12 protein-coding genes are annotated in these 12,708 nt (G+C 37.2%); all 12 read left to right on the top strand.

From position 1 onward, the window contains the following. The first annotated feature begins 9 nt into the window (after positions 1-9). On the top strand, positions 10-1,074 hold the full coding sequence (locus QY321_02190) for a prepilin-type N-terminal cleavage/methylation domain-containing protein (GenBank protein ID WKZ24405.1): 1,065 nt from the start codon (positions 10-12) through the stop codon (positions 1,072-1,074). 77 nt (positions 1,075-1,151) lie between these two features. Beyond that, positions 1,152-1,862 carry a nucleoside monophosphate kinase gene (locus tag QY321_02185; protein WKZ24404.1) on the top strand — a complete coding sequence of 237 codons (711 nt, stop codon included), beginning with the start codon at positions 1,152-1,154 and terminating at the stop codon, positions 1,860-1,862. Positions 1,863-1,872: 10 nt separating this feature from the next. Continuing rightward, entirely contained in the window at positions 1,873-2,670 is a 798-nt protein-coding gene (map, locus tag QY321_02180) for a type I methionyl aminopeptidase (protein WKZ24403.1), read from the top strand. A gap of 36 nt (positions 2,671-2,706) precedes the next feature. Further along, on the top strand, positions 2,707-3,087 hold the full coding sequence (gene ruvX, locus QY321_02175; GenBank protein ID WKZ24402.1) for a Holliday junction resolvase RuvX: 381 nt from the start codon (positions 2,707-2,709) through the stop codon (positions 3,085-3,087). A gap of 14 nt (positions 3,088-3,101) precedes the next feature. Then, the gene (gene recO, locus QY321_02170) at positions 3,102-3,833 is read left to right on the top strand and encodes a DNA repair protein RecO (protein WKZ24401.1); all 732 of its coding nucleotides are present in this window, start codon (positions 3,102-3,104) and stop codon (positions 3,831-3,833) included. Positions 3,834-3,837: 4 nt separating this feature from the next. After that, the gene (gene aspS, locus QY321_02165) at positions 3,838-5,640 is read left to right on the top strand and encodes an aspartate--tRNA ligase (protein WKZ24400.1); all 1,803 of its coding nucleotides are present in this window, start codon (positions 3,838-3,840) and stop codon (positions 5,638-5,640) included. A 106-nt stretch (positions 5,641-5,746) separates the two neighbouring features. Next, positions 5,747-6,805 carry a prepilin-type N-terminal cleavage/methylation domain-containing protein gene (locus tag QY321_02160; protein WKZ24399.1) on the top strand — a complete coding sequence of 353 codons (1,059 nt, stop codon included), beginning with the start codon at positions 5,747-5,749 and terminating at the stop codon, positions 6,803-6,805. An 8-nt stretch (positions 6,806-6,813) separates the two neighbouring features. Then, complete coding sequence (locus QY321_02155) at positions 6,814-7,905, top strand: prepilin-type N-terminal cleavage/methylation domain-containing protein (GenBank protein WKZ24398.1); 1,092 nt, start codon at positions 6,814-6,816, stop codon at positions 7,903-7,905. An 8-nt stretch (positions 7,906-7,913) separates the two neighbouring features. Beyond that, positions 7,914-8,939, top strand: coding sequence for a prepilin-type N-terminal cleavage/methylation domain-containing protein (locus tag QY321_02150; GenBank protein ID WKZ24397.1), 1,026 nt, complete (start codon positions 7,914-7,916; stop codon positions 8,937-8,939). A gap of 143 nt (positions 8,940-9,082) precedes the next feature. Further along, positions 9,083-9,541: a transcription elongation factor GreA gene (gene greA, locus QY321_02145; GenBank protein ID WKZ24396.1), complete on the top strand. Its 459-nt coding sequence runs from the start codon at positions 9,083-9,085 to the stop codon at positions 9,539-9,541. 319 nt (positions 9,542-9,860) lie between these two features. Next, the gene (gene lysS / locus QY321_02140; GenBank protein WKZ24395.1) at positions 9,861-11,330 is read left to right on the top strand and encodes a lysine--tRNA ligase; all 1,470 of its coding nucleotides are present in this window, start codon (positions 9,861-9,863) and stop codon (positions 11,328-11,330) included. Positions 11,331-11,388: 58 nt separating this feature from the next. Continuing rightward, positions 11,389-12,657 (top strand): serine--tRNA ligase, encoded by a 1,269-nt coding sequence (serS, locus tag QY321_02135; protein WKZ24394.1) that lies wholly within the window; start codon positions 11,389-11,391, stop codon positions 12,655-12,657. Positions 12,658-12,708: the final 51 nt, after the last annotated feature.

Genomic DNA, 12,708 nt, shown 5'->3' with positions numbered 1-12,708 from the left:
AATAATCTTATGTCTAAAAATATCCCCAAAGCTTTTACTCTTATAGAACTCCTTGTAGTAATAGCTATTATAGGTACTCTTTCAACCTTGGCCATAGTGGCTTTAGGTAATTCAAGATTTAAGGCTAGAGATTCTAAAAGATTAAACGATGCAAGATCAATAGTTAATGCTTTAGAGCTTTATTATGCAGATAATAATCAATATCCTTCATCTCTTACTCCGGGACAACCCCTAGAAGCCAATGATATAGTTTATATTAGCAAGGTGCCAAATAATCCAACACCTAGGACAGATGGTGATTGCCCAAATGAAGAATACAGCTATACCCCATTGGATAATCAACAAGATTATGTAATTCATTATTGTTTAGGCTCTGCTTCTAGCTCATCAGAATCAGGTACTGTTGTTCTTTCTTCAAGTGGACCCATAGATCCATCTTTGGTTGGTTTTTGGAAGTTTGAAGAAGGATCTGGTCTTAATACTCAAGATAGTTCTGGTAACGGAAATAATGGAACCCTAAGTGCTGGAGTTACTTGGCAGCCTGAGAATGAATGTCGCATTGGTTCTTGTTTAAGGTTTACTTCATCCACTCAAAACGTAAATGTTGGGAATGATAATTCTTTAAGAATTACCGAAAATCTTACTGTTGCTTTTTGGATAAGACCCATAGCTTGGCAAGCTTCCGTTGATTTAATTAATAATGGGCTTTACCGTTTTCGTTATAGAGGAGATTGGGATGTAGACAATATAAGATTTCTTTATATGATTCAAGAAGCTACTTGGCCCGGTTGCTCTGCTTGGACTTATTGGGCAGGCTCTTGTGCCACTACTTCAACTTTTTCCACGCTTGATACTTGGTATCATGTTGCTGGAGTTAAAAGAGGTGATAATTTGGAGTTTTGGGTTAACGGACAAATGATTGGAAATAATCAAATTTTTAATAATCACAATGTCAGCGATAGTCAGTTTGGTAATTTACTTTTTAGACAATTCAATGGTTACATGGATGAAGTCCGTATTTACAATAGATCTTTATCTGCCCAAGAAATATCTTTAATTAGATTTGCGCAATAAAAATAGCCTATTTATTTGATTTTTTCTTCTATTTATGTTAATCTATAGAAGTATTAATTATTCTTAATTATTAAAACATGCCTCGTACAATTTTAGTTTTTTTCGGTCCTCCTGGTTCCGGAAAAGGTACCCAGTCCGATCTTTTAGCTGAGAAGCTTAATATCCCCACCATCTCTACTGGTGAGCTTTTGCGACGTGAACAAAAAACCGGTAGTGTTTTGGGTCGTAAAGCCAAGAGCTTGATGATTGACGGAAGATTGGTACCTGAAACCTTAGTGGATCACATACTTAAAGCTCGTTTAACTAAACCGGACACTAAGCGCGGGTTTATCTTAGACGGTTATCCGAGAAATGAGAATCAGTTTAAACATCTTCTTAAATTAACCAAGGGGGATGATAGGCTTTATTTTATTGAAGTAAAAATCCCAGATAGGGAAGTTTTAACTCGTTTAACCGGTCGCCGAGTTTGTCGTTGTGGTGCTTCTTATCATTTAGTTTATAACCCACCTCGCAAAAAAGATATTTGTGATCTTTGTGGAGAAAAAATCTATCGTCGGCCGGATGATGAGCCTAAAGTGGTACGTCATCGTTTAGAGCATTATAATAAGAGTATTCAGCCGCTTTTAGAAAAAGCTAGTGGCCGTGGTTCAATTATTGTCATAGACGGAGAAAGGTCAATTATTACCCTACATAAAGAATTAAGAGTTCAACTTAAAAATTACGGGATAGCGGCTAAGGTTAAGGGTAAGAAATTAAATAAGAGCAAGAATAAGAAAAACTCCAAATAAGTAAGATAATATGGATAAAAAAATGATTAAAAGCGCAGAAGAAATCGCCTTAATTAAAGAGGGTGGTTTACTTTTAGGCGAGATTTTGGGTACTTTAGCTAAAATGGTTAAGCCGGGTTTAAGAGCTTTTGATCTTGAAGAAAAAGCTGAGGTAATGATGGAGAAGATTGGGGGAGCACCGGCTTTTAAAGGATATTGTTCGCATCAAGGCGCTAAGCCTTTTCCCAGTATTCTTTGTATTTCTCTTAACGAGGGTATTGTACATGGTCCGGCTAAGAAAGATATGATCTTTAAAGACGGAGATATTGTTACTCTCGATATTGGTATGAAATATCCTAGTGAAGGTAGGGGTTATTATACTGACACCGCGGTTACTGTCCCGGTGGGGAGGATTTCAGAGGAAGCTTCTAAGTTACTGGAAGGTACAGCCTTGTCGCTTGAAAAAGCCATTGAAATTATTCGTCCGGGATTAACCATACTTGAACTTGGCTCAGCTATAGAGCAGGTTCTAAAGGACTATAAACTGGGAGTAATTAAAGAGTTGGTGGGACACGGAGTTGGTTACGGGGTACATGAGCCTCCACAGATACCTAATTATGCTTTTCCCAAAAATGAATTCCCTAATATTGCCTTACAAGCCGGTATGGTAATAGCTGTTGAACCCATGGCTACTTTAGGTGGTTGGCGTATCGCTCTAGGACAAGACGGTATTACTTTTATTACCGCAGACAGAAGTTTAAGTGCTCATTTTGAACATACGATTATAGTAACCGAAAGGGGTTGTGAAGTAGCTACGGCCAGAGAATAGTTTTAATATTACTTTTAATAATAATTAATTAATAAGATGCAAGAAGGACTTTGTTTAGGTATTGATTGGGGAGAAGCCAGAATCGGTTTAGCGACCGGAGATTTGGCGAGCAAAGTAGCTTCTCCAGAGGGTGTAGCTAAAAACCTAAAAGACCTTTTAATGATTATTAAGAAAGAAAACCCAAGTATCTTAATTGTAGGTAATCCTATGTCTTTAAGGGGAGGACAAGCCAATAAGTCTTTTAAAGATTTTTTAGACAAGTTAAAAAAAGAAGTTGGTGATTTACCGATTATTTTAATAGACGAAAGAATGTCCAGCGCCCAAGCGGATTCACTGGATAAACAAAATAAAAGAAAAGGCATGAGAGATTCTTTAGCTGCTATGGTTATCTTACAGTCTTATTTTGATGGACTTTAATTTTTAAAATTATTATGCCCACTCCATCAACCCCCACTTACTCTACTCGTGCTTTAGTGCTTAAACGTTCTCCTTATCGCGCTTTTGATACTTTAGTTACCGCTTATTCAAGGGATAAGGGTAAGTTAAGATTTTTAATTAGAGGAGGTCTTAAGTTTAATTCCAAAATGTCGGCCCATAGTGAGCCTTTTAATTTGGTTGACTTAATGATTATTGCTGGTCGTCGAGATTATGCTGCTTCTTTGGTTAGTCAAAGAGTTTACGCTTGTCTAAAGTCAGATTATGAAAAACTTGAAGCTGCCGGTTATGCCTTGTCTTCTTTTAATAAGCTTATTAAAGAAGATGTTCAAGATCCCCATCTTTTTGATCATGCTTTGGATTTTTTAACTTTTTTAGATAAGACGGAAGCTAATCGTGAAGTTTATCAGTTTCTTTCGTATGTTTTTTTACTTAAAGTTTTAAAACATCTTGGTTATGGTCTTGATCATCTAAACTGTCGGCAATGCCAAAAAGCTTTGGGTGAAAATACTTATCTTCTTCCCAAGGAAGGGGGTTGGTTTTGCGCAGATTGTTCTCTAAGCTTTGAAAAAGACCTTTCTTTGGTTATTAATTTAAAAAGCTTATTTTTATTAAGAAAAACCCAAGATTCTTCTTTTTTAGCCTTACCGGATTTGACTATTGTTTCTCATGATATTATTGTATTAAATAAGGCACTTAAAGAGTGGCTTGATTATCTTATTGAATAAAATATTGACTATGAAAAGAACACATACTTGCGGAGAGCTCCGTAAAGAAAATGAAGGACAAGAAGTTTGTTTAGCAGGCTGGTTACATAATCGCCGAGATCTTGGTGGTTTGGTTTTTCTTGATCTAAGAGATAGATATGGCTTAACCCAGCTGGCCATAGACCCATCATTAAACCCGGCAGCGGCTAAAGCCCTTGAGGGTCTTCATCATGAATCGGTAATTGAGGTTAAGGGTACGGTAGCCTTACGCCCCGATGGCATGGCTAATTCCGAGATGGCTACCGGAGAGGTAGAAGTTAAGGTCCTAGAATTGTCTGTTTTAAGCCGTTCTTCTGTTTTGCCTTTTGAAATTAATAACGAAGAAAGTGCTTCACAAGTTAAAGAGGCTTTGCGTTTAGAATACAGGTTTTTAGATTTACGAAGACCGTCTTTGCAAGCCATGTTAAAGCTTAAGGATGATCTTTTTACCCATATCCGTGCTTATTTTAAAAAGCATGACTTTGTTGAAGTCCAAACCCCGATTCTAGCTAACTCTTCTCCCGAGGGTGCTAGAGACTTTTTAATTCCTTCTCGTTTATATCCCGGCTCTTATTACGCCCTACCGCAAGCCCCCCAACAGTTTAAACAGTTATTGATGGTTTCTGGGGTGGATCGTTATTTTCAAATAGCTCCTTGCTTTAGAGATGAGGATACCAGAAACGACCGACATTACGGAGAGTTTTATCAGGTAGATATGGAAATGAGTTTTGTTGAACAAGAAGATGTTTTTGTAATTATGGAACCTTTAATGAAGGAAGTGACAGAGAAATTCAGTCAAAAGAAAATGAATAATCTTCTACCAGATGGTTCTTTCTTGAGGCTAGCTTGGCGGGAGGCTATGGATAAGTATGGCACAGATAAACCAGACTTGCGTTATGAACTTGAAATTATTGATCTTACCAAGAAAGACTACTGGTCTTTATTCCCGCCTTTTGCTAAAACTCTACCAGAGGGTGTTGTTCGCGGACTAAGAGTACCTGGTGGGGCAGCTTTAAGTAGAAAGCAATTAGATGGATATAAGGAAGTGATTAATAAACACGGAGTGGAAACTTTGGCGATTGTTGGTATGACTGAAGAAGGCGCTACTAGCTCTTTGTCTAAGTTTTTATCTCAAGAAAATCTAGATGATTTAGCCAAAGAAGCTGAGCTTAAAGTAGGGGATGCTCTTTTTCTCACTGCCGGAGTTTGGAAGAAAATTTGTGCGGCTATGGGAAACCTACGAACTACTTTAGCTAAAGATCTTAATTTTATTCGCCAAAATGAAGCGGCTTGGTGTTGGATAACCGACTTTCCGATGTATGATGCTTCAGACACCACAGCAAGTGGTATAGACTTTTCCCATAATCCTTTTTCCATGCCCCAGGGAGGACATGAGGCGATTGATAATAAAGACCCATTGGATATTTTAGCCTATCAATATGACTTGGTTTTAAACGGTTATGAGATCTCCAGCGGGGGAGTAAGAAACCATGACAGTGAACTTTTACGTAAGGTTTTCATTAAAGCGGGTTACGAAGGCGAAGAAGTGGATAGGCGTTTCGGTGCCCTAATTAAAGCTTTTCAATACGGGGCTCCACCTCATGCCGGTAACGCACCAGGAGTAGACAGACTTTTAATGGTCTTAACAGATAATGATTCAATTCGCGACATGTATGCTTTCCCTAAAGATGGACAAGGTAGAGACCTTTTAATGAATAGTCCATCTCCGGTAGACAAGAGCCTATTAGATGAACTTAACCTTGAAGAAAAGAAAGTAAAAGATAAATAGCAACAAATAGTAACAAGTAATAACAAATAAAACTTTTTTTGTTATAATAAGAGAAGATAAATAATTATCTGGTTATAAAATAAAAAAAATGGATAAATATAGTACTATGATTACTAAAAATAAAAAAGCTTTTACCCTAATAGAATTATTGGTAGTTATAGCTATCATAGGTATATTATCTACTTTAGTCATAGTGTCTCTAGGCGATTCAAGAGCTAAGGCTAGGGATTCTAAAAGACTGAATGATGTAAGGTTAATGATCAATGCTTTAGAGCTTTATTACGAAAATAATAACGAATATCCTCCGTCGTTAGTTTTTGGGGACCCTCTTGAAGCTAATGATATAGTTTACATGAGTAAGGTGCCGGAAAATCCCACTCCAAGAACGGATGGAAATTGCCCTAATAAAGATTATTCTTATGCACTTGATGGGGCTGGAACTTCTTATTCCTTGGGTTTTTGCCTTGGTTCGAATAATGGATCCTTATCTGCCGGTGTTCATACAGCTTCAACCGATTACGGAGTTGGGAATGCCGGCTTGGTCGGGTGGTGGGATTTTGAAAATGATGTTTTGGATAAGTCTGGTCAAAATAATCATGGAACCTTAACTGGTGGAACGTATGCTCCGGGGGTTATTGGGCAAGCTATTTCTTTAAATGGTACGAGTGACTTTGTGAATCTTAATAATACCTTTCAGAATATTACCGGCTCTCAGCAACTGACTTTTGCTGCTTGGGCAAGGTCTAATGTTACCAATTACACTACCAGGGGTAGGGTAATGTCTTTTTCGAGAGCTGGCGCTTCTTCTGCTTTTGTTTTATCTGCTTTTAACTCAAGCGCTACTTGGTTTGGCTCGTATACTAGTAATGGTACAACCTTTACTGACGCTAATTCATCTACGGCGATTAGTGCCGGTAACTGGTTTCATCTAGCTTTAACTCAAAAAGGGAATACGGTAAAAGTCTATATTAACGGTAATTTAACCAATACTTTAACTAACGCTTCAGCACCTTTAATCAGCGGGCCCTTAAATACTTATATTGGTGCTCATAATGATGGTGGTACACCAGCACAATTTTTTAACGGATTAATAGATGATGTGAGAATATACAATAGGCCGCTTACAGATATGGAAATACAGGCTCTTTATATGGCGGGGCAATAATTCTTTATATGATTTTAATAAATAGAAAAAACAAAAAAGCCTTTACTCTAATAGAACTATTAGTAGTTATAGCTATCATTGGTGTATTATCCACTCTAGTTATAGTGTCTCTAGGCGATTCAAGAGCTAAAGCTAGAGATTCTAAAAGATTAAATGATCTAAAAGCCATGGCTAATGCCCTAGAGCTGTATTATGCAAATAATAACTCATACCCCCAAGCAGCTAATTTTTCTCCTGGACAGCCCTTAGAAGCTGGTGGAATAGTCTACATGAGTAAGGTACCCAATAATCCAACTCCTCACACAGATGGTAATTGCCCAGATAGTGATTATCTTTATTCACAAGCTCAATCAGGGCAATCTTATGTTATAGGTTTTTGTTTAGGTTCAGATACCCCATCTCTGGCTTCAGGAGTTCACACTGTTACCTCAGAAGGTCTTAACAATGTTGGCCTTATTGCTTGGTGGAAATTTGATGAAACATCTGGTTCAACCGCCACTGATCATTCTTCTTCAGGCTGGAACCTTACCGGCATTAACCACGCCTGGCTACCTTCAACCGATTGCCGAGTTGGTGGCTGTATTAGTTTCCCCGGCAGTTCAGCTAGAGCTTATACTCCCACGGGTAAAGTTTTTACAAGTCCCAACCAACAACTAACCTTTGCCATGTGGGCTTATAGGACAGGGTCAAGTGATGGTCATTTTTCTTTATTTGGTTCAAGTTATCAAGGGCCAAATCCTTATGTGTGGCTTTTTGGAAATAATTCTTCGAGTAGTCTTATTATTCAGCATAGAACAAATTCATCATACACTGGCTCTACATTGTGTTCTTCTTGTATCTCTTTAAATTCTTGGAACCACTATGTTATCACCACAGACTGGATTGCTAAAAAAGCTTCTATCTACAAAGACGGAGTTCATGTTAATACAGTTAATCTTCATAGTGAAACGCTTTTTCCAGATACAAGTCATGTTAAAATTGTAAATGCTTATAGCACTGGAGGAGGACATGGTCTTTACGGTCGCATGGATGATTACCGAATATATAATAGGGTACTTTCTTTGGAAGAAATTCAGATGCTTTATGCGCTGGGTCAGTAACTGCTTATATGATTTTAATAAATAGAAAAAACAAAAGAGCTTTTACCTTAATAGAACTGTTAGTCGTTATAGCTATCATAGGAGTATTGTCTACTTTGGTCGTAGTAGCTTTAGGTAATTCACGAGCTGGGGCAAGAGATGCTAAGAGGGTTAGTGATTTAAAATCTTTAGCTAATGCTTTGGAATTGTATTATGCTAATAATAACGAATATCCTTCATCTATAACAACCGGAGGACAATTAACAGATGGCACAGTTGTATATATGTCTAAAGTTCCTGAAAATCCTTCTAATGATTCAGGAGGTATTTGCGGCAGTTATGATTACTATTACACTTCTTCCGGTAATGATTATGCTATAAGTTTTTGTTTGGATAAAGGTTTTGATAACTTAAATAAAGGATATTATTTTATGAGCCCCTCGGGACTTAATGGTGGTCTGGTTCAATATTATAATTTTGAAGAAGGATCAGGCGGCTCTGTTCTTGATATTGTGGGAGGTAAGACCGGTAACTGGGTGGGTAGTGGTTCAAGATATACAAATAATGCTAAATTTGGAAATTTTTCTGGTGTTTTTAACGGGACAAATGATTATATTACAATTGCCGGAGCAAATACTTATCCCAACTTTACTCTTTCGGCTTGGATAAGAAGACCAAATGTTGCAAATCTTCATAATATCGTATCGGGCGGAGGAGCTTTAGCTTACATTTCAACTCATCTTGCAACTTTTCGCCTGTACGATGGACAAACATGGAGAATTGTTACGACGCCACCTCTTAATGCTGATCCCGCATGGAATCATGTAGCTTTAACTTTTGAGAGTGCTTCAAAACATTATAAAATGTACGTTAATGGTGTTGTTGGTTATGAATCGGTTGGTTTGGGTACTTATATTGACGGGAGGCTGGGAGCCATAGGCGTCTGGGCAACTGGCACAGAACGTTGGTTTAACGGTTCAATTGATGATGTTATGCTATACAACAGAGTACTTTCTTCACAAGAAGTAAAGGCTCTTTATCAGGCAGGGCAATAATCAATTTACCCCTTATTTTAACCCCAATTTCAGCCTCTTGCCAAAAAAATATTTTTGTTGTATATTGTCAGTTATATTAATTGCTCTAAAAATTTTTATTAAAGGTTTTTAAAGTATCATTTTAATAAAATTAAAGTAAAAATATGTCAGATCAACAAATTATCTCCGAAGAGGGGTATGAAAAATTAAAAGAAGAGCTTAATACCCTAAGTACTGTACGTCGTCGGGAGATTGCCGAAAGGATAGAGAGGGCTAAAGAGTTAGGAGATTTAAGCGAGAATGCCGAATATGCGGATGCCAAGGAGGCTCAGGCCTTTAATGAGGGTCGTATTATGGAAATTACTTCTTTACTGAAAAACATTACGGTAGTTAGTGGTGGTAACAAAAACGAAGTTGGTATGGGATCTAAGATTAGTGTGGAAGTTAACGGAGAAGTAAAAGATTACACCATTGTTAGCTTTAACGAAGCTGATCCAATAAGTGGTAAGATTTCCAATGAATCTCCTATGGGTATGGCTTTTGAGGGTAAGAAAGTAGGGGATAAGGTAACGGTTCAGACCCCTAAGGGAGAAGTTGTTTATATTATAAAGAAGATAGGTTAATTAAGATTAATTAAGAAGGATAAAGGATAAAAAACAGTTATTGCGAACATAAATAAAAACACCGATCTATTAAGATCGGTGTTTTTATTTAACAATCTCTAAAAAACCTATAATATTAATTATATCATATATATCATATATTGTCAATAGGGTGTTAAAGTAATTAAAACTTTATTGTATTTTTAATTATTTTCTTTGACTATTTCCTTAAATATCGTATAATTAATAACAGACCTGATTATTTCTTAGGTTTAAGATATTTTTTATATTTTTATACTATTATATTCTTAATTTTTTATTTTTCTAAATATTAATTCTTATGAGTGAAATAAAAGTAAGCGAAAGAGAGGATAGACTGGCTAAGCTTAAAGAACTTAAAGCTAAGGGTATTGATCCTTATCCAGCTAAAACCAACAGAGCCGATATGATTGGTGTTGTTTTGGCTGATTTTACTAACCTCTTATCTTCTGAAAAACAAATAGTAATAGCCGGGCGTGTGCGGGCTTTAAGGACCCATGGTAGTCTGACCTTTGTAGATCTTGAAGATGATTCCGGTAGAATGCAGTTAATGTTAAGTTCAGATAATGTGGGAGAAGAATCTTTTAATGACTTTGTTTCATACATTGATGTTGGGGACTTTATTGAAGCTCGAGGTGTTTGCCATTTAACCAAAACCGAACAACCAAGTTTACTACTTGATTATTGGAAGCTTTTAACTAAAGCTTTGCGCCCCCTACCAGATAAGCGACATGGACTCCAGGACGAAGAAGAAAGACTACGTAAAAGATATTTGGATATTCTTATGAATCCGGAATTAAAGGAATTGATTCGTAAACGATCTCGCTTTTGGAATTCCATGCGTGAGTTTTTAAGTTCAAGAGGTTTTTTGGAAGTTGAGACCCCGGTTTTAGAAACCACTACGGGTGGAGCCGATGCCAGACCTTTCATAACCCATCATCATGCTTTGGATATTAATGTTTATCTACGTATCTCGGCTGGGGAACTTTGGCAAAAAAGATTAATGGTAGCGGGTTTTGATAAAACCTTTGAGATCGGGCGACAGTTTAGAAATGAAGGCATGAGTCATGAACATGCTCAAGACTATACCCAAATGGAGTTTTATTGGGGCTATGCCGATTACCGAATGGGCATGGAATTAGTCACTGAACTTTATCGCCATATTGCCAAAGAAACTTTTAATACTAGTAAATTCACTATTGGGGAATTTGAGGTTGATTTGGATCAGCCTTGGACTGAGTATGATTATACCTCAATCATTAAAGAAAAAACCGGTGTTGATATTGATAAAATAGACCTAAAAGAAATTGAGCTGGTTTTACAAAAACTAAAAATCAATTACGATAAAAACGGTTTTAATTTAACCAGAGCTATAGACAACCTATGGAAGTATTGTCGTAAAACCTTAGCCGGTCCGGGCTTTTTAGTTAATGTACCGGTCTTTATGGAGCCTTTGGCTAAACGTATGCCGGATAATCCGAAGTTAGTACAACGTTTTCAGGTAATTATTGCCGGTTCGGAAATGGGTAAGGGGTACAGTGAATTAAATGATCCCATAGACCAAGCAGAGCGTTTTGCTGAGCAACAGAGCTTGCGAGCAGCCGGTGATGACGAAGCTCATATGAATGACAAAGATTTTGTGGAGGCTTTGGAATACGGCATGCCCCCGACTTGCGGTTTTGGGATAAGCGAAAGACTTTTTTCTTTCTTATCTAACCGTTCAATTCGCGAATGCCAAATCTTCCCGCTTTTAAGACCAAAACAGGAATAGGGAAGTAGCGTAATTCATTTTTGTCTCACTTTAATTTTTATTTAATTAATAAGCTTTTATGTTGGATCTTGATTTTATCAGAAAAAATTCAGAGTTGGTTAAACAAAATACGCTTAACCGTAATTCACAAGCTGACATAGACGAACTTTTGCGCCTTGATGAAGATAGACGGTCTTTAATTGCCACCATTGAAGAACTTCGTTCTACTCGTAATAAAGTTTCTCGGCAACATCAAAAACCCTCAGCCGAAGAAATTATTGAAATGAAAAAAGTTGGAGAAGAGATAGTTGAGCTTGAAAAGAAGTTGACTGACATAGAAGAAGCTTTAAAAAAGATTTGGCTCTCTGTACCTAACCTTACTCATAGTGAAGTCTTGGTTAGTGATGATGAAAACAATAATCCGGTTTTGGAGCAGGTAGGAGAAATGCCCAAGTTTTTTTTTGAGGCCAAAGATCATCTTGAGTTAGCTTTAAATTTAGATTTACTTGATCTTGAAAAAGCTGCTAAAGTAACTGGAGCGAAATTTTATTATTTAAAAAAAGAATTAGCGGTTCTACAATTAGCTTTGGTTCAATATGTTATGAAAATGATTATTGATAAGGGGTACTCTGCTCTTAACGGTCCTGATCTCATTAAAACCGAGCTACTTGAAGCTTTGGGCTTTAATCCGCGAGGTGAGTCTTCACAAGTTTATCATCTAGAAGAACATGGTCTGAGTTTAATAGGTACTTCTGAGGTAACCTTGGGAGCTTATCATGCTAACGAAGTTTTAGAACAAAAAGCTTTGCCCTTAAAATATGTTTCTCATTCCCGTTGTTATAGAACCGAAGCTGGTAGTTATTCTAAATTTTCCAAAGGCATTTTTCGTGTTCATCAGTTTGATAAAGTAGAGATGTTTGTTTTTTGTCTTCCCGAAGATAGTGAGAAGATTCATAATGAACTTTTAGCTATTCAAAAAGAAATTTTTAATTCACTTGGCTTAACCTATAGAATCGTAGATCACTGCACCGCTGATCTTGGAGCTCCGGCTTTACGTACTTTTGATCTTGAGGCTTGGTTTCCGGGTAAGCCCAATACCCAAGGAGAGATCGGGGATTGGGGAGAAGTAACGTCTGTTTCACAATGCGGAGATTATCAGTCTAGAGGGCTTAATATTAAGTATTTACAGGATAACGGAGAAAAGGCCTTGGTTCATACCCTCAACGGTACTGGTATAGCCGTTACAAGAGCCATAGCGGCCATTATGGAGCAGTTTCAGACAGCAGACGGGAAAGTAAGCATACCAGAGGTTTTATGGCCTTATACGGGCTTTAAGAGCCTTGAATAGGCACTATATTAGGTAAATTTACCTAATATTAAAGAAAAAAGGTAATTATTT

The sequence above is a fragment of the Patescibacteria group bacterium genome (assembly GCA_030583705.1).
In the GTDB taxonomy this organism is placed as follows: Bacteria; Patescibacteriota; Patescibacteriia; order Patescibacteriales; family Patescibacteriaceae; genus Patescibacterium.
The sequence above is the reverse complement of the archived record's forward strand: the minus strand, read 5'-3'. Positions and strand labels throughout refer to the sequence as shown.